We start from the raw sequence: 24924 nt of genomic DNA, 5'->3' as shown, positions 1-24924 counted from the left end.
AGAAGAGAAAAGAAAAATTAAGATAAGTTAAGTTTGAAAATACCTTCAATTATCGTTTTAATCATTCTTAGCTGCTTAAAAAATCTTAAGTCAAAAAATAACAATCAATTTATACTAAGAAAAATAATACAGATGAAAATATATCGATATCCAACAAAAGAAACATGGGCAGATCTGGTACAGCGCCCCGTTTTTGAACGGGAAGAAATTAGCGGATTGATCTCAGAAATTTTTAATGAGGTTGAAAACAACGGAGATAAAGCTCTTATTGCATTTAATAAGAAATTTGATAAAGCAGAAACAAAAAGTATCTCTGTTCCTGAAAATGAGATTGATAATGCAGAAAATCAATTAAGCAACGAGTTGAAACTGGCTATTCAGGAGGCGAAAGAAAACATCTATAAATTTCACGTTTCACAAAATACTGAGGTTCAGAAGATTGAAACTACAAAAGGAGTGGTGTGCTGGAGAGAGAACCGGGCTGTAGAAAAGGTGGGGATTTATATTCCGGGAGGTACAGCACCCTTATTCTCAACCGTTTTGATGCTTGCAGTACCTGCTAATATTGCCGGGTGTAAAGAGGTCATTCTTTGTACGCCACCAGATCAAAACGGAGCTGTTAATCCTGCTATTTTGTATGCTGCCAAAGTGTGCGGAATTTCAAAGATCTTTAAAACAGGAGGTGCTCAGGCAATTGCAGCAATGGCTTTGGGTACAGAAAGTATTCCAAAAGTATATAAAATTTTTGGTCCGGGAAATCAGTTTGTAGTAGCAGCAAAAGAATATGCCCAACGGTTTGGAGTAGCCATCGATATGCCGGCAGGGCCAAGTGAGGTGCTCGTGATAGCTGATGAGCAAGCCATCCCGGAATTCTGTGCAGCAGATTTGCTTTCACAGGCAGAACACGGTAGTGATAGTCAGGTTATCTTCCTTACGACAGACCTTAAAGTTTTTAATGAGACGGTTGGGTCCGTTGAACAGCAAATTAGGGACTTACCTAGAAATGAAATGGCAGGAAATGCACTTGAAAACAGCAGTTTTATAGTATTAAACAGTCTTGAAGACGCCATTGAGTTCAGCAATTTATATGCTCCGGAACACCTTATTCTGGCGATCAGGGAATTTGAAAAATATATTCCTGATATTCAGAATGCGGGATCTGTATTCCTTGGAAATTATTCCTGCGAAAGTGCCGGAGATTATGCCAGCGGAACCAATCACACCCTTCCGACCAATGCCTATGCAAAGAACTATAGTGGAGTATCTCTGGACAGCTTTGTAAAGAAAATTACCTTTCAGTATTTATCCAGGGAAGGTCTTCAGAATTTAGGAAAAACAATAGAAGTAATGGCCGAGGCAGAAGGCCTTTTTGCCCACAAAAATGCAGTATCAATAAGATTAAAATAATAAAATGAGCACAATAAGTATCAATACACTGGTAAGAGAAAATATTTTAAAACTAAAACCGTATATAAGTTTCAGAGATCATAATGAATTTAATGCCCCAACATTTTTAGATGCTAATGAAAGCCCTTTCGGGGAATGGAACCGTTATCCGGATTCTACCCAGAGAAAGCTTAAAAACAGCTTAGCAGAACTTAAAACTCTTTCTCCTACGCAGATCGCTATAGGAAACGGAAGTGATGAACTGATCGATCTGATTATTAAAATTTTTTGTGAGCCTAAAAAAGATGCTATTCTGATGATGAATCCATCGTTTGCAATGTATGGTTTTTATGCCACTATTAATGAAAACAGGGTTTTACAACTGAATCTGGATGAGAACTTTGAGATTGTAAAAGATGACTTTTTAAAAATAGTACAACAAGAAGCTATCAAAGTTTTCTTTTTATGCTCGCCCAATAACCCAACCGGTAACAGTACTGAAGATATTGAATTTTACCTTCAGAATTTTAATGGTATTGTCGTTGTAGATGAAGCTTATATTGAGTTTTCCGGTAAAAAGTCAAGTTTGGAACTGTTGGGTCAGTATCCTAATCTTATTGTTCTTCAGACCTTTTCTAAAGCCTGGGGTATTGCAGGAGCAAGAGTAGGGGTTGCCTATGCTTCGGAAGAGATCATTCAGTTGATCAATACAGTAAAAGCGCCTTACAATGTTAATGCATTGAGCCAGGAACTGATCCTGAAAGCACTTGAAAATGAAAATCAGTTAAAAGAAAATATCCGTGATATTATCACAGAACGTGAATGGTTGCAGGATCAGTTTAACAATATTGAATGTATTACCAGAGCATTTCCAACAGATGCTAATTTCTTTCTGATCAAATTAAAAGATATAGAAAATGTTTATACACAAATGCTGGAGCAGGAAATATTGACCAGTAGGAGAGATCCTGCAATTCCCGGCTGTATCAGGATTAATATAGGCAACCGTCTGGAAAATGAAAAATTGATTAACCTTTTAAAAAACATATAAGGATGAAAAAAGTATTGTTTATCGATCGGGATGGTACCCTGATTATAGAACCCCCCATTGATTTTCAGGTTGATTCATTGGAAAAACTGGAATTCTATCCTGGTGTTTTCCAGAACCTTGCAAAAATTGCCAATGAACTGGATTATGAATTGGTGATGGTGACCAATCAGGACGGGCTGGGTACAGAAAGTTTTCCTCTGGATACCTTTACTCAGCCTCATGAAAAAATGATGAAGGCTTTTAAGAATGAAGGAATTATTTTCAGTGATATTCTTATTGATAAAAGTTTTGAACACGAAAATCTGCCCACCCGCAAACCAGGAACAGGAATGCTTGGAAAATACATCTATGGTGATTACGATCTGAAAAATTCCTATGTAATTGGTGATCGGATAACGGACATTCAACTTGCTAATAATTTGGGTTCTAAATCTATTTTATTAAACCAAAACTTTAATAATGAAGCAGATTTGGTGACAACAGAATGGAATGAGATTTACCAGTTCTTAAAGTCTGGAATGAGAAGAGCCAAAGTCTATAGAAAGACCAATGAAACGGAAATAGAAATTGAAGTGAATATCGACGGAAATGGAAAATCTGAAATTTCAACAGGGCTTCATTTCTTTGATCACATGCTGGACCAGATCGCAAGGCATGGTAATATGGATCTTCGCATCCAAGTAAACGGAGATCTTCAGGTGGATGAGCATCACACGGTTGAAGATACGGGAATAGTGCTGGGAGAAGCCATTTTAAAAGCCTTAGGAAAGAAAAAAGGAATCGAAAGATATGGTTTTCTGCTCCCTATGGATGATTGTCTTTCGCAGGTAGCTATTGATTTTGGGGGTAGGCCATGGCTGGTATGGGATGCTGAATTTAAAAGAGAAAAAATAGGGGATGTTCCCACAGAAATGTTCTTTCACTTTTTTAAATCTTTTACAGATTCTTCAAGAACCAATTTAAATATTAAAGCAGAAGGAGAGAATGAGCACCACAAGATAGAATCAATTTTCAAAGCTTTTGCTAAAGCTGTGAAAATGGCAGTCAACCAATCTGATAGTAACTATAATTTACCTTCAACCAAAGGAAGTTTATAAACACATAAAAGATTGAATTTAATTTAAAATCTACTGTCAATGTTAGTAAACTATTGTAAAAACTTATGATCGCAATAATAAAATATAACGGAGGCAATGTAAGCTCCGTACAGAATGCTTTAAACAGGCTAAATATCAGCTCAGTCATTACAGATGATCATGAGCAGATCATGAAGGCAGATAAGGTGATTTTTCCTGGTGTAGGCGAGGCTTCATCTACCATGAAACTTTTGAAAGAAAAAGGACTTGATAAGCTTATTCCTACATTGAAACAGCCTGTTTTGGGAATATGCCTGGGAATGCAGCTGATGTGTAAAGGAAATGAAGAAGGAAATACCGAAGGAATGGGGATTTTCGATATCAAAGTAAAAAGGTTTCCTCCTTTGGAACTTGTTCCTCATATGGGCTGGAATACTGTTTCGGGAGGTAATTCCTCATTATTTTCAGGAATTACCCCGGAAAATGATGTTTATTTTGTTCACAGCTACTACTGCGAGTTATCAGAATTCACCACTTCTGTGTGTGATTATATCCTTCCATTCAGTGCTTCTTTACAGAAAGATAATTTTTATGCAACACAGTTTCACCCTGAAAAATCAGGAAGCGTAGGCAGCCGGATACTCAACAACTTTATAAATTTATTATGATGAAAATTATTCCGGCTATTGATATTATTGATGGAAAATGCGTGCGTCTGTCCAAAGGAGATTACAGCACAAAGAAAATATACAATGAGAACCCTGTAGAAGTGGCCAGGGAATTTGAAGACTTTGGGATTCAGTTTCTTCATCTGGTGGATCTTGATGGGGCGAAGTCTAAACATATTGTAAATCAGAAAGTACTGGAAGAGATCGCAAAATGTACTTCGTTGCAGATTGATTTTGGAGGTGGATTAAAAAGCTTACAGGACATTGAAACAGCCTTTGATTCCGGTGCCAAACAAATCACATTAGGAAGCATTGCCGTACAGGATCCTGAGTTTTGTCTTACGATCATTGAAAAATATGGTCCTGAAAAAATTATTCTGGGCGCCGATTGTGATAACAGGAAAATCAAGACCTCCGGTTGGCAGGAAGAAAGCGATGAAGATATTATAGATTTTATTCTCGATTATCAGAAAAAGGGAATGCAAAGCACAATATGCACCGATATTTCAAAGGATGGAATGCTGGAAGGGCCTTCAACAGGTCTCTATATTGAGATTTTATATAAAACCTCATTACAGCTGATTGCCAGTGGTGGTATTTCGGGGATTAAAGATGTCTATAAAATGAAAGATATCGGATGTGCAGGAACCATTATCGGTAAGGCTATTTATGAAGGAAAAATAAGTCTCCAACAACTTCAAAATTTTATTGAAAATGCTTAAAAAAAGAATTATTCCATGTCTGGATATTAAAGACGGAAGTACAGTGAAGGGAATCAATTTTGAGGATCTTAAAAATGCTGGTGATCCGGTGGAACTTGCCAAAAAATATGAACTGGAAGGGGCTGATGAGCTTGTTTTTCTTGATATTACGGCGACCATTGAAAACAGAAAAACATTTGTGGAACTGGTAGGGAAGATCGCCAAAGAGTTGAGTATTCCCTTTACCGTTGGGGGTGGAATTGCCTCTGTGGAAGATGTAAGAAAGCTTTTGGAGGCCGGAGCAGATAAGATCAGTATCAATTCCTCTGCGGTAAAAGATCCCAAACTGATTGCTGAGCTGGCTAATGAATTTGGAAGCCAGTGTGTAGTAGTTGCAATCGATACTAAAAGAGTCAACCAAACCGATCTTGTTCACATTAAAGGCGGAAGAGAAGCTACAGAACTGGGCACTGTAGAATGGGCCAAGAGAGCAGAAGCATTAGGGGCCGGTGAAATTCTTTTAACCTCTATGGATGGTGACGGAACTAAAAATGGTTTTGATCTTCGCATCACAAAGCAGGTTTCAGAACAGGTAACAATCCCTGTAATAGCTTCCGGTGGTGCGGGAACAGTCAATGACTTTATTAAAGTTTTTAATGAAACTAAGGCTACAGGAGCATTGGCAGCCAGTATATTCCACTTTAATGAAATAGGGATTCAGGAGTTAAAACAACAGTTAAAAATTCAAAAAATAAAAGTACGATGAATATTAATTTTAAAAAAGATAATAGCCTTGTTCCGGTAGTAGTCCAGGATGACCGGACACTGCAGGTGCTGATGTTGGGATATATGAATGAGGAGGCTTTTGAGAAAACAAAAAAAGAAAAAGTGGTCACATTCTTCAGCCGTTCCAAAAACAGACTGTGGACAAAAGGAGAGGAATCCGGTAATTTTTTAACAGTGAAGAGTATAGCTATAGATTGTGATCAGGATACGATACTGATTAAAGCCGTTCCCACTAATGTGGTATGCCACACAGGAAGTTTCAGTTGTTTTGGTGATAAGGATGCAAAAGGTTTTTTATACGAGTTGGAAGAGACGATATCTCAAAGGATTGACGGTAAAGTTGATGGATCTTATACCTATTCACTTTATCAGAGAGGAATGAATAAAATGGCTCAAAAAGTGGGTGAAGAAGCAGTAGAGCTAGTTATTGAAGCTAAGGATGATAATGAATTGCTCTTTAAAAATGAAGCAGCTGATCTTTTATATCATTTACTGATTTTATTAAAAGCAAAAGGATTTTCCCTGGAAGACATTGAAGAGATTCTTAAGAAAAGAGATCAATAAAACCTTTGAATTATTTCAAAGGTTTTTTCGGTAAGACAGTAAAAATTTATTAAAGCCAAGATATCGTTGGGTAGCTTTATACATGATGATTATCAGCTACCATTGATAAAATTAACTGCATAGATAAATTGGATTGATTATTTAATTTAAATATTTTAAATTAATTTATATATAACTAGATCATAAAGTTAGCTGTTAAAATATCCAAATTTTGAAATAGGCTCAAAATTGTAATTTTGTTTTTAATTATTCTAAATAACACTTAAGTATGAAAAAAACTATTTTATTAATCGGAAGTCTTGTGGTATTTTCCCAAGCGGCTGCTCAGAAAAAAGATTCATTAGAACAGAACAGACTTGATGAAGTGATTGTTACCGCTTCAAGATCTCCTGAAATTGTAAAGAAAACAGCTTCTACAGTTAACATTATCAACAAAAAAGAAATTACAGAGCAAGCATTAATTTCTGCCGATCTGAGTAATATTCTGGCTTATAAAGTGCCCGGATTAGCATTTGGAAATAATCTGGTAAGCAACAGAGGGCAGACTTTAAGAGGAAGAAACGTACTGATTATGATAGACGGAATTCCACAATCAAGCCCTTTACGAAATAATGACAGAGAAATACGAAGTATTGATCCTTCTGTTTTAGAACGAATTGAAGTGGTAAAAGGAGCAACATCTATTTATGGGAATGGCGCAGAAGGAGGAATCATCAATTATATTACCCAAAAAAGTAACTCTGGTAAAACTTTTTCAGGAAGAACCGTATTGGGATTTACCAGCCATGATCTGTTTAATAACAAAATGTTTAAATCTGATGGTGGTGCGGGGTACAGAATTTCACAAAGTTTCTTTGGAAAAGCAGGAAAGTTCGACTATCTTGTGAATGGAACGCTTACCCAAAACGGAGTAAAAATAGATGGTGAAGGATTAGTCCAGAACCCAAGATATGGATTGGGAGAGACTGCCGTCAACAATATTTTTGCAAAAATAGGGTATGATCTTAATGATAACAACAGGCTGGAAGTGATGTATAATTACTATTCGAGTCTGCAGGATTCCAAATATATACTGGATCTAGGAAAATACGGTGAACAGCCTTCTACCGGGAAATTAGGTAATAGAGAAGGTGTGAAAGAAGGAACAAGATATAATCACAACGGATATCTTAAATATATCAATAAAAATATTTTTCGTAACACAAGTCTTAGCACCACTTTGTATTTCCAGGATTTTTATACCATTTATGATTACAGAAATGCACCCAGATGGAAAACAGGAGGACAATCTGCCATTTTAGAAAAAAAATATGGATTCAGAGCAGATTTTAATACTGAATTTGGAAAAGAAAAAGGATTAAAAGGTTCACTGACTTATGGTCTGGATCTCCTGAATGAAAAAACAAGTCAGCCTCTGGTAGATGGAAGAATATGGGTTCCGGAAATGAATATGCTGGCTGTAGCCCCTTTTCTACAGGGGAAATTATTCCTTACTGATGATTTAACGGTAAAGGCAGGTGTTCGATGGGATAAAATGTCCGTAAAAGTTCCGGATTATACTACTTTGCCTTCCAACAAAGATGTTCCGTTCAATGTAGAAGGAGGAAGATTGAATTATTCAAACCTATCTTACAATGTAGGAGTGAGTTATGTGGCATTTGATTTCTTCCAGCCTTTCACCTCTTATTCCAGAGGGTTTAACATTTACGATCTTGGCCGCGTACTTAGAGACGCCAAAAGCAATGTCTTAAATGAAATCAATACGGATCCTGTAGTTATTGACAACTATGAAATTGGTTTCAACAGTAAAATAGGACAGTACATAGATTTTTCAGCCAGTTATTTTTATAATTATTCCAAGATGGGAGCTGATCTGGTTTCTATGAATGGCTTCTGGACTCCGCTTCGTGCACCTCAATATATTAACGGAGTAGAGCTGGCATTGAATATTTATCCGACACAGGGATTAACTGTCGGAACCAATTATACATATCAGGAAGGAAAAGTAGATGTGAAAAATGACAACAGCTACGAAAAATATTTAAGCGGTTTAAGAATTGCACCCGCGAGGTTGAATTCTTTCGTTAAATGGAATGATAAGGCTCAAAAACTACAGCTGGGAGTCTATCATATGTACTCATTTAAAAGAGATCAGTTTGAACCTGCTGCTTCAGGAAAGTATGCTGAAGGAGAAGGTCCTGTAAAAAGTTTTAACCTTTTCAATGTTCAGGGAAGTTATAAAATTAATAAGCTCCTGACAGTAGGACTTGGAATAGAGAATGTTTTTAATACTTCTTACTTCACACCTACCTCAATGTATACTGCACGTGATGCAGAATATGTACGTGGAAACGGAAGATATTATACGCTTTCTCTTAATTTTAATTATTAATCTAAATCCCTTCTTATAAAAAAAACCTTTTCTTAATGGAAAAGTTTTTTTAGGGAGGACAGCAGATTATACAGAAAATGCAGCTGCTTATTATGTTTATAATAAGTATGGCCAGTTTGCATTTGTGATTTCACCTTTAGCTATAGATACAACTCTATCAGATATCCTTTGTTATCAATATAAATATGACGAAAAAGCAGCTTGTGGAAAAGAAATTTTCGATTGGGAAATAGCTGGATTATAAGCATAAGCGAAAGGATTTGCACTAAAAAATATGGAAGAAACTCTTCTGAACAGAAACAAGTAAACCTTTGAATTTTTTCAAAGGTTTTTTTGTGGAATATAAGTAATATACGACAGGTTCTGTCGTTGTGCTGTGGTAGATTTGTATAATTAGAATAGAGTATGATAATGAATCTGATATTGTAAATACTTTGTATTAAATCATGTCAACGTAATATTGTTGTATTAAAAAAAGTTAAATTTGCAAAAATTTGATAAACTAATAACTAAAACTCAAAAAACACAGGAATGAAAAAGATTTATCTCAGTGCATGTACTGTATGCACAATTCTTGGCGTATCTGCCCAGAATATTCTCTGGCAAAAAGATGTCAAGTCCTCTACTCAGGATTTCCTTAGCCAGGTCACTACCACTATCGATCAGCAGTATCTTATCACAGGAAGCTCTATACAAAGCGACAAACAGCAAACTTCAGGAAGTAAACAGAACAATGGCTACGATTTCCATCTGGTTAAACTGAACCAACAGGGAGAAGAAGCCTGGGAAAAGTATTTCTCAGGAAACAATCACGATTATTTATCTGCAACAGTCAGCACTCAGGAGGGAGGATTTCTTTTAGCAGGAACCTCATACTCCGGAAAAGGACTGGATAAGAAAGAAGATTCCAAAGGCGGTTCAGATATCTGGCTGATCCGGATCAATGAATTTGGCGATGAAATCTGGCAGAAAACATTAGGAACCTCTTCCGATGAAGAAGCTAAAGCAGTCATTCAAAGTACAGATTTAGGCTTTTTTGTAGCCGGGAATGTACAAAACTCTTTCCAAGGGTATGGCTCCAAAGATGTCTGGATCACCAGACTCGACAAAGACGGAAAAGAACTTTCCCAATTGATAGTAGGCGGAAAAGGTTTGGATGAAGTAGAGAAAATGATTCCCACAAAAGATGGTGGAGCCCTATTGGGGATTTATTCAAGGAGCTCCGAGGTGAAGAATTTTGGGGTAAGAAATCCTGAGAGTAAATCTGTCAGTTCAACAGCCATTAGCCAGACGCCAAAAGCCAGCAGCAACTTTGGTGAAGGAGATTACTGGATTATCAAACTGGATAAAAACGGAAAAGTAGAATGGGAAAAGAACTATGGTGGAAAAGGAGATGACCATATCAGAACCCTGTCTTTAACCTCAAATGGTTATATCATCGGTGGTGAATCCCGATCCGAAAGATCAGGAAACAAAACGGTAGGGATTGAAGAAGGAACCGATCTGTGGCTGATTTCTTTAAATGAAAGAGGTGATGAACAGTGGCAGAAATCCTACAATTTCAAAAACCGTGATATTCTGATGGGAGCAAGCGTAATCCGTTCAGGAGACGACAAATCCTCGAAAGGAATTCTGTTAGGCGGTTACACCCAGGCAGAAGGAAGAATAGAAAAAGATGATGAGACGTTCTGGATGCTGTATCTGGATGGAAACGGAAATGAACAGTGGCGAAAACATGTAAGCGGAGAATCCAGACAGAAAGAAGAAAGACTTTCAGATTTGAAACTCAACAGAGACGGTTCTATTATTTTAGCAGGAACCAGTGCCAAAGAATTAGGGAAAGAAAACTGGAAGATTGTAAAACTTGGCGATAAACAGGTAAATGATCTGATTGAAAAATATGATATCAAGATCTATCCCAATCCTGTATCTGATTATGCTTATATAGAAATCGGCTTTGATTTTAAAGAGGCTGATATTATGCTGTATGATATGAGCGGAAGACAGCTTCAAAATTTGAAGACTAAGAATAAAGTAACGAAGATAAATAGCCAGAATCTAATTCAGGGAGCTTATCTGGTTACCATAAAAACTGATACTAATAAAACAGCGAATGCAAAGTTGATTAAGAAATAAAAAACTAAAAATCATGAAGAAAATATATGTGTCAATAAGCATGCTTCTGGTATTTCAATTATACAGTGGGCAGGCATCACCCGAGCCCAATAACAATTACGGACTCCCTAAAATAGTGGCTCCATCACAGGAGACATTTGCCAGCAGCAGGATCAGCTTTGAACAGTCTTCCAATGGTGATTTTACCCATCAGGTTCCTGTTTATACCCAGCTCCGTACTCCCATATCCTTAAACTACTCCAGTGGAGTGAGGGCAGATGATATTGGAACCAGTACAGGAATGTCGTGGATGCTGACAGCTCCAGGCGTTATATCAAGGGTTGTAAAAGATGAAACAGACGAAAACAACACAAACTGGAAACCTGAAACGGTAAATGAAACTGCCAATCTCGCCCAAATAAGAGAAGCTGCAAGAACAGGCAATGAAATGGATACCGAATACGATTGGTTTAACTTTTCAATTGCCAATGGGCTGTCAGGAAGTTTCTATATTAACAATACCTTACAGGTTTTTACCGAATCCAAGGATAAAATCAAAATTGAGATTACTGATCTGAATCTACCTGTTTTTGGTTACGGAAAACTGTTCCGTTTTAAACTGACGGACAAAACCGGAACGGAGTATTATTTTGGGGGAGGAGTAGAAAATATTGAAAGGTCTACCACCCAGAGCGCAGGACCTGACCGTAAGGCCATCACGGGCTGGTATTTATATAAAATCATCAGCCCTGACAAACGGGAAACCAATTTTACCTACATTACAGAACCCCTTACTTATTATTCCTCTTTGAATGCGGGTTTTAGTTTACTTGGCAAATGCCCGAGTGCCTCATCCGGCTCTCAGTATACATATAATGATATCGTTAAAAGCAAAGTCATCCAGCAGTCCTACAAGCCAAGACTTACCCTTATCTCAGAAGATGACAAGAATGTTTCTTTCATGTATGGAAAAGCGAGAAATGATTTGTTTAACAGCAATGCTGAAAACAATCTTCTGACTTCCATTGAGGTAAAAAACGGGAATTTGCTTATTGAAAAATTTAACCTGGAATATCAGGATGTCACGTCGTCCGCAGCAGCTACTTATTATGGGATTCCTTCCAACGAAACATCTACACGAAACAGACATTTTTTAAAATCATTAAAAAACGTGACCAGGAATACCAGTACGGATTTCAGCTATTACAGCCCTGAAAAACTTCCTGCAAGGTTTAGCCTGGATACGGATTATTTTGGATATCCCAATAATAAGAGTAATTCTTCTCCTTTTCCTGCTCCTCGTCCTACCAACAATTTTGGTATTTTTCAAAGTTTTGGTGCTTATATGCCTTTAACGATCCTTTCTGCTAATAAAGAGGTAGAGCCATTATGGGCTTCCATTGGTAACTTAAAACAGATTACCCATCCTACCAAAGGGATTTCTGAGATTTTTTATGATCCCAATTCAAGCGCTGGTGCCACCACGAAAGAAGTCATGGAGTTAGGAGGTGTAGAAGCCCTGTATACTCCCTGTGATCCATCACATAATTTTCCTACCGGGACATTTACTTTTGTTTCTAACGGAACGGATATTCATTACTTTGCAGCGGCAGGTCCTTATCCGGCACAAGGATGTTACGAGCCGGAGCCTAAGCTAGTCAAACATACTTTGACTATTACGGATGAAACAACAGGAACGAATGTACGTACTGCTGCCGGCAATGGTACTAAAGAATTAGATTCCAAAGCACCGGGTTCTTCTGCTATAGCTACTGTAGCCGGACATACTTATAAAGCGACATATACGGTTAAAGGAGTCGCCGCCTCATCTGGCGTTGCTTCAATTTACTATAATGCCCATAACGTTACCACCTATGAACCGGTATATTTTGGAGGAAGCAGGGTTTCGTCTATTAAAGAATCTGATATAGAGGGAGATAGCTATACCCGGAAGTTTTATTATAATTCCCTGGCTAATATTAGCAGTCCCAAAACTTCAGTGGCAGACTTTAACCTGAACTATATAGGTGCAAAGGCGGGCGAAACTTCAATACCTTGTACATCAGGGTCCAATAATTTTCCATCCGTGGAAATAGTGAATATTTATACAGGCAGTCAGAATAATTTACTCCCTAATTTCAACCATAGAAAAAATAAGGTTACCTATACAGATATTACAGAAGTTATAGAAAACAAAAGTGCCATAGAGAGAAAGTTTAGCTATATTCCCAATGCAGAGTACAATATTGGAAGATGGCCAGCTATTTATAATATCCCAGGTACTAATTCCGGAGAAGAAAAATCTTATTTACTGCTGGAGGAGAACAGGTATCAATATGAAAATGTGGCTTTTAAGAAGCAGCTTGTTAAGACGTACAAATATGAATACAGCCAGCTGAAAAGCCTTAAAAGCTATGTCTTTAAAGAAAATTTCACCTATAATCCGAATCCTAATGAAGACCAACTACTCAATATATCGTACGGTTCTTATGAAAATTATTACGGGTTTTATAATCTCACGGAAGTAAAAACTACGGAATCTCTGCCTGATGGTTCTGCCATGACCAGCACCAGCTTCAGTAGTTACGGGAATCCTAATCATCACCAGGTAACCTCTTCAAAAACGGTCTATGCTGATGGTTCTGCTCGTGAAACCACGTACCAGTATGCCCATGAAAAAGGAAACCAGAAGTTGATCAATGCTAATATGATCGGTGTTCCGCTGGAAACTGCTGTAACTAAAATACAAAATGGGAATAGTCCTTCCGGAAAAATCATCTCCAAAATGGAAACCCGTTATGATGATCCTGCAACTTTATTTCCTACATCTGTCATTTCTACCGGACTTCAGGGTAATACAACTACCGAAGTTATGTATGATCAATATGATTCCAAAGGGAATATCCAGCAGTATACTACAAAAGATGGTATTCCTACTGTTATTATCTGGGGATATAATAAAACTCAGCCCATTGCGGAGATAAAAGGTGCAAAATTAACAGATATACTACAGTCACTGATTAATTTGATTGTCAATGCTTCCAATACAGATGAGCTGGCCGAAATCAATAATGATGAAGCAGTACTCTTAAAAGCATTGAGAAGTTTTAGAGAGAGGCTTCCAGAATATCAGATCTCTACATATACTTATGACCCGCTTGTAGGAATTAGAAGCATTACTCCACCGTCGGGGATTACAGAATTCTATTATTATGATTCTGCTAACCGCCTTGACAAGGTAATAGATGCTAACGGAAAGATCCTGAAGGAAATGAAATACAATTATAAAAACTAAAACCGATGAAAAAAATAATAATCCCCATAAGCATGCTGCTGATTACCCATTCAGTGCATGCCCAGCTTACCCCACTCCCTAATACAGAGAATTATATACAGACCAAAACCTATCTGGATTATAATGGATCTGTTCCTACAAAATCTTCTGAAACAGTAGGATATTTCGATGGCTTGGGAAGGCCTAAACAAGTTGTGAATGTAAAAGCTTCCCCATTAGGAAGAGATGTAGTCACTCACATCGAATATGATCAGTTTGGAAGACAGACAAAAGACTATCTTCCTGTCCCACAATCAGGAACTCAGAATGGTGCCATTATTACCAATCCTTTATCCAATGCAACCCAACCAGGGATTTATGGGTCAGAAAAGATCTATTCAGAAAAGATGCTGGAAAAATCACCTTTGGACAGAATCATGCAGCAGATTCAGCCCGGTAACGACTGGGCCAATAAACCTGTAGGATTTTCATACGAAGCCAATATGGCTAATGAAGTATATCAATATACCACGAAAACAACATGGGAGAACGGAGCTACCAAAAGCGAGCTTATTCTGGCTTCAGCTACTTCCTTCTATGCTCCCGGAACCTTGTATAAAAATGTAGTAGCTGATGAAGACGGGAACCTGACGGTGGAGTTCAAAAATGGAAGGGGTCAGACCCTGATGGTAAGAAAGATCATTACCAATGCATATATAGACACTTATTATGTGTATAATGAATATGACCAGTTGGCTTTTGTTATTTCCCCAAACGCGGCAAACCAACCAATTACAGAAACATTACTGAATGATCTCTGCTACCAATACCGCTATGACAGCAGAAACCGTCTGGTTGAAAAGAAATTACCCGGTAAAGGCTGGGAATTGATGGTGTATGATAAAGCAGACAGGTTGATTTTGACACAGGATGCTGTAATGGGCCCCAAAGGTAAATGGCTTCTCACCAAGTATGATATTTTGGGAAGAGTGATCTATACAGGAGTACTGGTATCAACAGCCAAAAGAGCAGTATTACAGGATCTTATTAAAGACCTGGTCATTACCGAACCTCGCAGTGCCCAGGGATTTATCAGAAATGGAATGACGATTTATTATGTTAATAATTATTTCATGGTGGATACAGAAAGTATTCTAAGTGTCAATTACTATGATACTTATCCAGTATATGACTTTAATCCGCCATTTCCTTCCACCATTCAGGGAGTCACTACTTTAACGGAAGAACCTTCATCGGAAGGAAGAAGTACCAAAGGGCTTCCTGTGATGAGTCTGGTAAAGAATATAGAAGATGACAGTTGGACCAAAAACCACACCTATTATGACACCAAAGCAAGGGCTATTGGAGCGTATTCTATCAATCATTTAGGGGGTTATACCCAAACAGAATCCAGGCTGGATTTTGCCGGAGTAGCTCAGGAAACATACACCTCTCATCTAAGAAAACCGGGTGAAGCAGGAATTTTTGTGAAAGAACGTTTTATCTATGACGATGGAAACAGACTCAAAGAACATTATCATCAGGTAGATAGTAACCCTGAACAATTGTTATCCAAAAATAGCTATAATGAATTATCTCAGCTAGTCAATAAAGAAGTTGGAAATAACCTTCAAAGCATCGATTATGCTTACAATATCCGTGGCTGGATGACCGGTATCAATCCCAATCAAATGGCATTGTCTGATCTGGGTGGAAAATTATTTTCATATAAAATAAAGTATACCCAAAGAGAAGGAATCGAAAATCCGGATCCGGCATTGTTTCCAGGAAAGAATGTAAAGCCAAAATATAATGGCAATATTGCAGAAGTTGATTGGAGAGCTGTGGAATCTCTTGGAGCTAATCCGTCAACGACTCCCAAAAGATATGGTTATGTCTATGATAGCCTGAACAGGTTAACGGCAGGATATTACCAGAACCCTATGAATGCTGGCAGTAAAGAAAATACAGAATCTTTGAGCTATGATTTAAATGGGAATATTACCAATCTGTATAGAACTTCCGTTATCGAGAATCTTAATACAGCTACAGTGATTGATAACCTGGAATACACTTATCTTGGAAATCAGGCCATCAGGATTAAAGATCATAGTAATAATAAATCGGGGTATGAAGGAACCAAAGGCTCTCCGATTGATTATGACCTGAATGGAAATATGACAAAAATGTTTGACAAGAATATAACAGACATTGGTTATAATTATCTTAATCTTCCTAATGGAATAATGATTGGTTCAGATCAGGTAAACACTACCATTGATACAAAATACAATGCTGAGGGAACGAAGCTGAGAAAAGAATACAAAAATACTTCTATAGGGATTAGTAACACAACATGGACCAAAGAAATTACTGATTATCTGGATGGTTTCCAGTATGTAAACAGAACAAGCTCTGATGGGGGAGGAGATATGGAGTTTTTCTCTATTCCTTTGGAAACCAACTTTGCTTATGAGCAACAGGCGTTTAGTAATGAATTGGTGGATATTACTCGGGGAGCTTTAAATCTTCAACATCCTGAATTGCAGTTTTTCCCAACCGCAGAAGGATATTATGATTATCAGAGAAAACAGTATATTTACCAGTACAAAGATCATTTAGGAAATACGAGGATAAGTTTCGGAAGAAACAGCATAGGTGCTCTTGAGATTACAGATGCCAATGACTATTATCCATTTGGAATGAACCATCTGAAGACCGGGAATGCATTCTTTGGGAAGGGGAGTTATAAAAACTATAAGTACCAAGAACAAGAATTACAGGAAACTGGCTTTTACTCCTTCAAATGGAGGAATTATATGCCGGACTTAGGGAGATTCATTACTATAGACCCGCTTGCAGAAAAATATGTTTATAATAGTCCTTATGCATTTGCAGAAAACAGAGTTATTGATGGTAGGGAATTAGAGGGATTGGAATGGGTAGCGAGTAGAAACTTGGAAAATAAAACTGTCAACTTACATCTTACATACAAACCTGTAAATAATACGGTAGGAGCTCTTTCGAATGTACAAATGTCTACACTGCTTCGAGAACGTGAGGCTCAAATTGTATCTTCTTTCGGAGGAAAAGACTCTGCTGGAAATCAGGTTAATATTACTTTTAGCCAAAGTGATAAATCAACTATGGTATGGGATTATAATATAGGTTATGACACTAATAATGTTGATGACTTTAAAGGTAAAAGTCAAGAATTTATTGATAATGCTGTAGTTCGTACTGATGGAATGACTGATACTAATAACAATACACAGACAAATAGAACTCAAATTAATGTTTATACCACAACCGGACTTGGTTCTGATGAGGCTGGATATGTAAAATTTGATAATAAAGGTAGGTCTGATGTGGCTAAAACAGGTGCTCACGAAACTGGTCACACGTTAGGAATTAAACATGATGATAAAGCAACTTTAAAATCATCTCCAGATAATTTAATGCGAAGCGGAAGTCCGGGTACAAAAATAACTCCAGAACAGAGAACTAATGCTATAAACCTAGTAGAACAACAACAACAACAACCAAAAACTAGATAATGAAAACTTTTAATAGAATAGTAATTTGTTTTTCATTTGTTTTTATAAGCTGCTCTGCTTTAAAGACAACTGAAATATATGGTACAGAGATGGAGATTGTTGATAATGTACGATCAAGAGTTATGATTAAAAAATTTAATGCTCAGGATAAAAATAAATCGTTTTTAGATTTTACATCGCAGTTTGATAATCTTATTACAGTCAAAAATGGGGATAGTATAGTTCTCAATGAAAAAAGCAAAACATTGCCAATGTTAGGATATGCAAACTCTTGTTTAATTTTTAATAATAAAGAAGTTACAATCATTATTGATAATGAGCAGACAATAAAATTAAATAAAGAACAATTGCCTAAATACAAGTTTATATATGTTGAAAGAGATAAAAATCATTATAAAATTGAATATACAAACAATGCAAAATCTTTTCAATAAATAATGTTAATAACAAATCCCCCCTCGAAATTGCGAGGGGGATTATCAGTACAAGTACAATGGCAAGGAATTGCAGGAGACTGGGATGTATGATTATGGAGCAAGATTTTATATGCCGGATATTGGTAGATGGGGTGTAATTGATGCATTTACAGAAAAGTATCCTGACTTATCTGGATACAGTCACGTTGCTAACGATCCTGTAAATGCAGTAGAAATAGATGGAAATGATTTTGTTTATGTAAATGAAGATGGAACGATTCGTAAAGTTGTTAGAAATGACTCACCTTATATAACAGTTGTTTACAGAGGCAAAGGTATTTTGTTAAGTGATTTAGATACATCAACAAATTGGTTTGGATATGGAAATGAAATAAACCAACAAATCATTGCTAATGTTGTAGGATATTACGGTAGAAATGATGCAGGGATAAAAGGAGGAACTTTAGGTTGGAAAGGATATGATGATGAAGCTTTGGCTGATACAGACGTAGATAACAATATTAAGGTTAATTCGCTAAACAGTGGTAAGATTGCCCCTCTTTTAACCAATAAACATAATTTAATTAGCACTTTAGAACATGAAAAGTTTCACAAACAAGAATCAAAACAGCTTAGAACTAAATACAATTATTCTGCACATAGTCGTGTTTATTTACAACAAATGAGATCTAAAAACTTCAAAAAAACTTCAAAAAGTTTTTCAGTGGGAATGATTAGAAATTTTATGAATTACTTACAGATGGCGAAAAACGAGAAAGAAGAGGGTTACGCAGATCTTATAAACGAATTTAATTCTTTAGGATTAGGCTACACACTAACTGATAGAGATTCTGGAGGAATTATGCTTGTAAATGATGCAACGGGAGATGAAGATTGTGCTCTAAGAAAAACCCTTGAAAGCCCACATTAAAAAATGAAAAAGATAACAATTTTACTTAGTTTGATGATTTTATCATCTTGTTTAAAAAATGAGTTAGAAAATTTTGAAAATATATTAACCAATGAAAAAAATGTTTGGGGGTTTTATACAGGAAATTATTCGGGTTATAAGAACAGTGAATTTACATCAACGTATAAATTTTCAAAAGATAATAAATATCATGACTTATATATTTCTTCCCAGCTTGGTGGAAGCGGCACCTGGGAAATTATGTATGATAAAAAAATATTGAGATTAAATAAAAAAGATGATTATAAAATTATTTCTTATAACAATGACAGTATAGTTTTAGAATCAATTACTTATAATAGTGAAGCTAGATTTTATAATATAAAAGTATTAAATAAGTTGAAAGCAAATTTTATAAAGTGAATGTTGTAATCTCTTGCTGGTTCCTTTGAAGATGAAAAAACCTCACATTTCGCGAGGTTACTTATCAATATAAGTACAATGGGAAAGAACTGCAGGAGACGGGAATGTATGATTATGGAGCAAGAATGTATATACCAGATATTGGTAGATGGGCGGTAGTTGATCCGCTGGCGGAGAAATATAGGAGATGGTCACCTTATAATTATGTAATGAATAATCCATTAAGGTTTATCGATCCAGATGGAAGAGATATTAAAATTGGCGAACATGTGTATTCCTATCAAAAAAACAGAGATTATAGTAAAATAGGAAATGATTTTGAAAGAAACGCTTATAAGGCTATTGATAAATTATATTCAAGCGGAGCAATGAAAGTTGATATAAATGGAAAAAAAGGTGATATGTTGCAAACGTTAATTTCTGATAAGAAAAATACAATTAATATCGCACAACAAAAGCCAGATACCTCTGATTATCAAAAAAAATGGAAATAATTATGACCCTAGTACAAAAACTGTAAATTGGCGTGATAAAGATGGTATTACATTTAGAAAAGATGTTACCCAGCCAAATTCAGGTACTAATCAAGGGAAAAATTCTCCGACTTTTTTATTATCTCATGAATTAATCCATGGTTATAATGACACTCAAGATAATACTAATTATAATAGTCTAAAAGCTGATAAAACAACAGCTAATGAAGGGTTAATAACACCTAATGGTGCAAACTTATCCTTTTCAAATTCAGAAGAAAAGCATACTACAGGATTAGCAAATCAGGTTAATGATAATTTAGGAGAAGACAAGAGAACTAACTATGGGAAAAATTATTATGAAACTAAAAGTCCAGAAACAACTGACCCTAAATAAATCAATATAATGAAAAAGCACTTATTATTTTTAATATTAGTAGCATGTACATCTTGTCATCCCACTAAAAATTTATTGAATGTTTATATTCATAATTCTTCAGTAGATGGTGGTGAAATATTTGGAAATCCTAAAGAAAGTTTTTTTGGTAAAAAAGCGACAGATATAAAGAAGTTAAATGTTCAAAATGCTAACAAATATATTAATGAATTAACTTTAATAAAAGAAAAGTTAATTAGTTCACCATATTCTTTTAATTCACATACTTTAATTTCTGTAAATGGGGATGATATGCTTGATAGCTATTATACTCATGCTTTTGTATGGGGAAACAATACTTTATATAGTGATGATACAATGAAATCTTGGTTATACATTGATGAGTCCAAGAATGTAATTAAAACAGTATATTATGAAAGTAAATCTTTAGCTCCACATTGGAAGTAATCCTACTTCCGCACAATTTTATCATGTGGAATAATAATAAAAAGCCTCGCAATTTGCGAGGCTTTTTATTCCATAATGATTGCAATTTAGTTTGCTTAGGGAAATGTACCAGGGAGAATGAAATTGTGTTGTCTATCATTCTTCCGCATGTGTGTAAGTGTCATCCTCATGCTTTCATCAATAAAAATAATAAAGAAAACTTTGCCTGTCTTGTAATGGTTTTTCATATTAGATTAGAAAATAATTATATTTACCAGTACAAGGATCATCTTGGAAATGCAAGGATAAGTTTCGGAAGAAACAGCATGGGTGCTCTTGAGATTACAGATGCCAATGATTATTATCCTTTTGGGATGAACCATCTGAAGACCGGGAATGCATTCTTTGGGAAGGGGAGTTATAAAAACTATAAGTATCAAGGACAAGAACTTCAAGAAACAGGTTTTTACTCATTTAAGTGGAGAAATTATATGCCGGATGTGGGACGATTTTTTAACATTGATCCTTTATCTGAAAAATATGCTTACCAATCTCATTATAATTTCTCTGAAAACAGAGTAATTGATGCAAGAGAGTTAGAAGGACTTGAAGCTGTATTGATAAATGAAAATACAATTGAATGGAGGGTAAAAGTTGATAACAAATTAGGATACGAACCTAGTAAAACTTTATTGCAAGATGCAGCCAGCGTTTTGAGTCAAAATGGTTTGACTGTAAATATTGTTGAAGATCCTGAAGCAAAATTTACTATTGAACTAGCTAAGCCTGTAGCCCAAAATACACCTGATGGCTTAGTATTAGTAAATGGTCATACTATAATGGATGGTAATATATATGATGGAACTGCAATATCAAAAGATAATCCAAGAACTTTAGCCCACGAATTAGCTCACAAGGCTAGTCTAGCTCATATATTTGAAAAAGAAAGTAAAGTTGCTAATACAGAAGAAAATAAAAAGAATTTAATGAATTCAGGAGCAAACACTACTGAAACATTGCAAGAAACTACTGGAACTGATTTAGTACCCTCTCAAACAATAGATATTAAAAATCATGTTAAAATTTATAATGATAATAGAGAACGTAAAGAAAAAGAACAGAAGGTTAATTCAAATTAGTCTAGATAAGGTAATGCTTTTAATATCAATTCTGTCACTAAGCTTTGTTTCGTGTCAGACTAAAAAAGTAATTAATTATACTCGATATGAAGAATTAACATTTGAAAAGAAACAAGAGGCTGATGACTATCTTCTTGATGCTAGAAAACTAATGAGTAATAAAGAGAGTGAGATTGCTCTAATGTTTCAATACAATTGTTTTTTAGACAAAAGTATTACTGTTAACAATATTTATTCAAAAAAATTCCCCAAGACAGATAATGTTCATTATGGGCAAAGTGTTGTTAATTTTTCAAAAAAATTAGGAAAGATAAAGGTTAAAATATCAGATGGCAATTCCTTTTCAATTTCGCAAAAAAAAGGATTTGATTATATAACAATTTGTTATAATAAATCATCTGAAACTATTTATATCCATTATTATAATTTTCCTAAATTATTAGTTGAAGAGTAAATTTAATAATTTATATATAAAAACTGCCACTACGAATCCACCGCTGACACGAGCATAATGCTCGTGTCCTCAATAATAAAAAAGCCATTGCTGATCTGCAATGGCTTTTTTACTTAGCTTAGAAAATTGTTATATTTACAAGTATTAAAAATAGGAGTATTGAAAAATAAATATTTGTACGAGCAGGATGCTCGCACCAGCTAGGGGACAATAATATTTAAAGAAATAGTTTATAGTCAAGCAACTATTTGGATGGATGGGTTTAATTCTAAAAATTTAGGAGGTGTAATGCTTTAATAAATATGAAAATTTTTCTAGACATTGATGGTGTAATGGTTCACAGTAATCCATATAAAAAAGTGGACATGGAAGAAGATGGGTTTTATAAATTTAATGCAAATGCTATTGATGTTATAAACTCAATTGATGATTTAGAAATAATTTTATCAACTTCACATAGATTTAGATTTGATATTCAAGAATGGAAAAATATTTTTCAGAGGAGGAATATTAAATTTAAAGAAATATCTATTATGAATTTAAAATTGGATTCCAAATTTTCAAGAAGAGAGGAGATAGAAAAATGGATAAATGATAATAAAATTGATCCTGATGATTTGATTATAATAGATGATGATAAGTCATTAAATGGGTTACCAGATAATTTAAAAAGAAGATTAATTTTAACAGATCCTTATATAGGTTTGAACAACGCTGCTCTCCAAAATTTGCAACTTCGGAACAGATAACAAAAAAACTTCTCTGATCTGGGTGGAAAATTATTTTCATATAAAATAAAGTATACCCAAAGAGAAGGAATCGAAAATCCGGATCCGGCATTGTTTCCAGGAAAGAATGTAAAGCCAAAATATAATGGCAATATTGCAGAAGTTGATTGGAGAGCTGTGGAATCTCTTGGAGCTAATCCGTCAACGACTCCCAAAAGATATGGTTATGTCTATGATAGCCTGAACAGGTTAACGGCAGGATATTACCAGAACCCTATGAATGCTGGCAGTAAAGAAAATACAGAATCTTTGAGCTATGATTTAAATGGGAATATTACCAATCTGTATAGAACTTCCGTTATCGAGAATCTTAATACAGCTACAGTGATTGATAACCTGGAATACACTTATCTTGGAAATCAGGCCATCAGGATTAAAGATCATAGTAATAATAAATCGGGGTATGAAGGAACCAAAGGCTCTCCGATTGATTATGACCTGAATGGAAATATGACAAAAATGTTTGACAAGAATATAACAGACATTGGTTATAATTATCTTAATCTTCCTAATGGAATAATGATTGGTTCAGATCAGGTAAACACTACCATTGATACAAAATACAATGCTGAGGGAACGAAGCTGAGAAAAGAATACAAAAATACTTCTATAGGGATTAGTAACACAACATGGACCAAAGAAATTACTGATTATCTGGATGGTTTCCAGTATGTAAACAGAACAAGCTCTGATGGGGGAGGAGATATGGAGTTTTTCTCTATTCCTTTGGAAACCAACTTTGCTTATGAGCAACAGGCGTTTAGTAATGAATTGGTGGATATTACTCGGGGAGCTTTAAATCTTCAACATCCTGAATTGCAGTTTTTCCCAACCGCAGAAGGATATTATGATTATCAGAGAAAACAGTATATTTACCAGTACAAAGATCATTTAGGAAATACGAGGATAAGTTTCGGAAGAAACAGCATAGGTGCTCTTGAGATTACAGATGCCAATGATTATTATCCTTTTGGGATGAACCATCTGAAGACCGGGAATGCATTCTTTGGGAAGGGGAGTTATAAAAACTACAAGTACAACGGCAAAGAGTTGCAAGAGACAGGTATGTATGACTACGGTGCGAGAATGTATATGCCGGATTTAGGAAGATGGGGTGTTGTGGATCCGTTGGCGGAAACGAGCAGAAGATTTTCTACTTATACGTATGCTTTTAATAATCCAATTAGATTTATAGATCCGGATGGGATGCAAAATCAAGATATTATTAAGATTTTCAATAATGGTAATATAGAAAGAACAAAGGATGACAATGCCTATGATACGATTACTAATGAAGATGGGTCTAAGTCTATCCAGATTGCCCGTACAAATGTGACAGAAGCAAATCCAACAGGAGATTCACAAGTAGGAGAAGCTAAAGATATTAATTTTAAAACACCAGGACACGAAGGCTCAAAAGGAAGTAACATTTATACGTATCTACAAATACAAAACGATGATGCAGCTAAACAATTTTTTGACTTTGCAGCAGAAAATACTAGTGTTGAATTCACAAGAGATACGTTCAGTTTTGGAGATGGGTTTTCCTCAAATGTTATAACTACGAGTCATGTTACTAATGTAAGTGTTAGTGCTTATTTTGCTATTCCCTATGTCAATCTAACAGGAGGAAATGGTAATCACTTCATTAATCAAACCAAAAGTGTTGATTTTGATCATTCTCATCCACTAGGAGAAAGTATAGCTCCTGGAGGATTTAATTTTAGATTTGATAAAAATAATAGTCCTATTTTTTACAAAATCATTACAGGAGGTTATGTAGATGCTGATGTATCAAGCAAAAATCCAATATTTAAAACTACTAATGTTTATAGTACTTGGAAATGGCCAACACCAGGAAAAGGATATGTCAACTTTAATGGTTCAACTGCAACATATACAGGTAGTAATAGAAAAATAAATTAATT

20 protein-coding genes and 2 pseudogenes are annotated in these 24924 nt (G+C 35.5%); all 22 read left to right on the top strand.

Annotation, left to right across the window (positions count from 1 at the left end):
- Window positions 1-132 precede the first annotated feature (132 nt).
- The 22 genes and pseudogenes from hisD (at window position 133) to WH267_RS09060 (ending at window position 24922) form a co-directional block, all read left to right on the top strand.
- Window positions 133-1407, top strand: a complete 1275-nt coding sequence (hisD, locus tag WH267_RS09155) for a histidinol dehydrogenase (RefSeq protein WP_340007573.1) — start codon at window positions 133-135, stop codon at window positions 1405-1407.
- A gap of 4 nt (window positions 1408-1411) precedes the next feature.
- Window positions 1412-2437 carry a histidinol-phosphate transaminase gene (gene hisC / locus WH267_RS09150; RefSeq protein WP_340007571.1) on the top strand — a complete coding sequence of 342 codons (1026 nt, stop codon included), beginning with the start codon at window positions 1412-1414 and terminating at the stop codon, window positions 2435-2437.
- A gap of 2 nt (window positions 2438-2439) precedes the next feature.
- Window positions 2440-3534: a bifunctional histidinol-phosphatase/imidazoleglycerol-phosphate dehydratase HisB gene (gene hisB / locus WH267_RS09145; RefSeq protein ID WP_340007569.1), complete on the top strand. Its 1095-nt coding sequence runs from the start codon at window positions 2440-2442 to the stop codon at window positions 3532-3534.
- Between the two features lie 65 nt (window positions 3535-3599).
- Complete coding sequence (gene hisH / locus WH267_RS09140) at window positions 3600-4181, top strand: imidazole glycerol phosphate synthase subunit HisH (protein ID WP_123319221.1); 582 nt, start codon at window positions 3600-3602, stop codon at window positions 4179-4181.
- Complete coding sequence (gene hisA, locus WH267_RS09135; RefSeq protein WP_115968732.1) at window positions 4181-4903, top strand: 1-(5-phosphoribosyl)-5-[(5-phosphoribosylamino)methylideneamino]imidazole-4-carboxamide isomerase; 723 nt, start codon at window positions 4181-4183, stop codon at window positions 4901-4903. Before hisH ends, hisA begins: the two co-directional genes overlap by 1 nt.
- Complete coding sequence (gene hisF, locus WH267_RS09130) at window positions 4896-5648, top strand: imidazole glycerol phosphate synthase subunit HisF (RefSeq protein ID WP_340007567.1); 753 nt, start codon at window positions 4896-4898, stop codon at window positions 5646-5648. The genes hisA and hisF overlap by 8 nt, the downstream gene beginning before the upstream one ends.
- The gene (hisIE, locus tag WH267_RS09125) at window positions 5645-6232 is read left to right on the top strand and encodes a bifunctional phosphoribosyl-AMP cyclohydrolase/phosphoribosyl-ATP diphosphatase HisIE (RefSeq protein ID WP_340007566.1); all 588 of its coding nucleotides are present in this window, start codon (window positions 5645-5647) and stop codon (window positions 6230-6232) included. The genes hisF and hisIE overlap by 4 nt, the downstream gene beginning before the upstream one ends.
- A gap of 268 nt (window positions 6233-6500) precedes the next feature.
- The gene (locus WH267_RS09120; protein WP_340007564.1) at window positions 6501-8624 is read left to right on the top strand and encodes a TonB-dependent receptor; all 2124 of its coding nucleotides are present in this window, start codon (window positions 6501-6503) and stop codon (window positions 8622-8624) included.
- 531 nt (window positions 8625-9155) lie between these two features.
- Window positions 9156-10760, top strand: coding sequence for a T9SS type A sorting domain-containing protein (locus WH267_RS09115; protein WP_340007562.1), 1605 nt, complete (start codon window positions 9156-9158; stop codon window positions 10758-10760).
- Between the two features lie 13 nt (window positions 10761-10773).
- Window positions 10774-14034, top strand: coding sequence for a hypothetical protein (locus tag WH267_RS09110; protein WP_340007560.1), 3261 nt, complete (start codon window positions 10774-10776; stop codon window positions 14032-14034).
- 5 nt (window positions 14035-14039) lie between these two features.
- A complete protein-coding gene (locus tag WH267_RS09105; RefSeq protein WP_340007559.1) occupies window positions 14040-17570 on the top strand; it encodes a DUF6443 domain-containing protein in 3531 nt (1176 codons plus the stop codon).
- Window positions 17570-18004, top strand: coding sequence for a hypothetical protein (locus WH267_RS09100; protein WP_123947400.1), 435 nt, complete (start codon window positions 17570-17572; stop codon window positions 18002-18004). The genes WH267_RS09105 and WH267_RS09100 overlap by 1 nt, the downstream gene beginning before the upstream one ends.
- Before the next feature lie 43 nt (window positions 18005-18047).
- Window positions 18048-18209 (top strand): annotated as a pseudogene (locus tag WH267_RS25125) (RHS repeat-associated core domain-containing protein); the annotation flags it as partial.
- Between the two features lie 12 nt (window positions 18210-18221).
- Window positions 18222-18917, top strand: coding sequence for a hypothetical protein (locus tag WH267_RS09095; protein WP_445223268.1), 696 nt, complete (start codon window positions 18222-18224; stop codon window positions 18915-18917).
- Window positions 18918-18920: 3 nt separating this feature from the next.
- Window positions 18921-19319 carry a hypothetical protein gene (locus WH267_RS09090; RefSeq protein WP_340007557.1) on the top strand — a complete coding sequence of 133 codons (399 nt, stop codon included), beginning with the start codon at window positions 18921-18923 and terminating at the stop codon, window positions 19317-19319.
- A 62-nt stretch (window positions 19320-19381) separates the two neighbouring features.
- Window positions 19382-19570: pseudogene (locus tag WH267_RS25120) on the top strand (RHS repeat-associated core domain-containing protein); the annotation flags it as partial.
- A 169-nt stretch (window positions 19571-19739) separates the two neighbouring features.
- Window positions 19740-20189, top strand: coding sequence for a M91 family zinc metallopeptidase (locus tag WH267_RS25115; RefSeq protein WP_445223267.1), 450 nt, complete (start codon window positions 19740-19742; stop codon window positions 20187-20189).
- A 9-nt stretch (window positions 20190-20198) separates the two neighbouring features.
- Window positions 20199-20636, top strand: a complete 438-nt coding sequence (locus tag WH267_RS09080) for a hypothetical protein (protein ID WP_340007555.1) — start codon at window positions 20199-20201, stop codon at window positions 20634-20636.
- 23 nt (window positions 20637-20659) lie between these two features.
- Window positions 20660-21754, top strand: coding sequence for an RHS repeat domain-containing protein (locus tag WH267_RS09075; protein ID WP_340007553.1), 1095 nt, complete (start codon window positions 20660-20662; stop codon window positions 21752-21754).
- On the top strand, window positions 21705-22208 hold the full coding sequence (locus WH267_RS09070; protein ID WP_340007550.1) for a hypothetical protein: 504 nt from the start codon (window positions 21705-21707) through the stop codon (window positions 22206-22208). The genes WH267_RS09075 and WH267_RS09070 overlap by 50 nt, the downstream gene beginning before the upstream one ends.
- A 302-nt stretch (window positions 22209-22510) precedes the next feature.
- Window positions 22511-22957, top strand: coding sequence for an HAD domain-containing protein (locus tag WH267_RS09065; RefSeq protein WP_340007548.1), 447 nt, complete (start codon window positions 22511-22513; stop codon window positions 22955-22957).
- Window positions 22958-23047: 90 nt separating this feature from the next.
- Window positions 23048-24922 (top strand): RHS repeat-associated core domain-containing protein, encoded by a 1875-nt coding sequence (locus WH267_RS09060; protein WP_340007546.1) that lies wholly within the window; start codon window positions 23048-23050, stop codon window positions 24920-24922.
- The last annotated feature ends 2 nt before the right edge of the window (window positions 24923-24924 follow it).

Source organism: Chryseobacterium sp. MYb328 (genome assembly GCF_037572595.1).
Taxonomy (GTDB): Bacteria; Bacteroidota; Bacteroidia; order Flavobacteriales; family Weeksellaceae; genus Chryseobacterium; species Chryseobacterium pennae.
Note: the sequence above shows the minus strand (reverse complement) of the source record. Positions and strands in the feature narration are given on the sequence as shown.

Coding starts and splice junctions, on each gene's coding strand:
- WH267_RS09115 (WP_340007562.1), top strand. CDS start 9,156: ATGAAAAAGATTTATCTCAGTGCATGTACTGTATGCACAATTCTTGGC.
- WH267_RS09110 (WP_340007560.1), top strand. CDS start 10,774: ATGAAGAAAATATATGTGTCAATAAGCATGCTTCTGGTATTTCAATTA.
- WH267_RS09105 (WP_340007559.1), top strand. CDS start 14,040: ATGAAAAAAATAATAATCCCCATAAGCATGCTGCTGATTACCCATTCA.
- hisF (WP_340007567.1), top strand. CDS start 4,896: ATGCTTAAAAAAAGAATTATTCCATGTCTGGATATTAAAGACGGAAGT.
- WH267_RS09065 (WP_340007548.1), top strand. CDS start 22,511: ATGAAAATTTTTCTAGACATTGATGGTGTAATGGTTCACAGTAATCCA.
- hisA (WP_115968732.1), top strand. CDS start 4,181: ATGAAAATTATTCCGGCTATTGATATTATTGATGGAAAATGCGTGCGT.
- WH267_RS09080 (WP_340007555.1), top strand. CDS start 20,199: ATGAAAAAGCACTTATTATTTTTAATATTAGTAGCATGTACATCTTGT.
- WH267_RS09120 (WP_340007564.1), top strand. CDS start 6,501: ATGAAAAAAACTATTTTATTAATCGGAAGTCTTGTGGTATTTTCCCAA.
- hisIE (WP_340007566.1), top strand. CDS start 5,645: ATGAATATTAATTTTAAAAAAGATAATAGCCTTGTTCCGGTAGTAGTC.
- WH267_RS09070 (WP_340007550.1), top strand. CDS start 21,705: ATGATAATAGAGAACGTAAAGAAAAAGAACAGAAGGTTAATTCAAATT.
- hisD (WP_340007573.1), top strand. CDS start 133: ATGAAAATATATCGATATCCAACAAAAGAAACATGGGCAGATCTGGTA.
- WH267_RS09075 (WP_340007553.1), top strand. CDS start 20,660: ATGTGGAATAATAATAAAAAGCCTCGCAATTTGCGAGGCTTTTTATTC.
- hisH (WP_123319221.1), top strand. CDS start 3,600: ATGATCGCAATAATAAAATATAACGGAGGCAATGTAAGCTCCGTACAG.
- hisB (WP_340007569.1), top strand. CDS start 2,440: ATGAAAAAAGTATTGTTTATCGATCGGGATGGTACCCTGATTATAGAA.
- WH267_RS09100 (WP_123947400.1), top strand. CDS start 17,570: ATGAAAACTTTTAATAGAATAGTAATTTGTTTTTCATTTGTTTTTATA.
- hisC (WP_340007571.1), top strand. CDS start 1,412: ATGAGCACAATAAGTATCAATACACTGGTAAGAGAAAATATTTTAAAA.
- WH267_RS09090 (WP_340007557.1), top strand. CDS start 18,921: ATGAAAAAGATAACAATTTTACTTAGTTTGATGATTTTATCATCTTGT.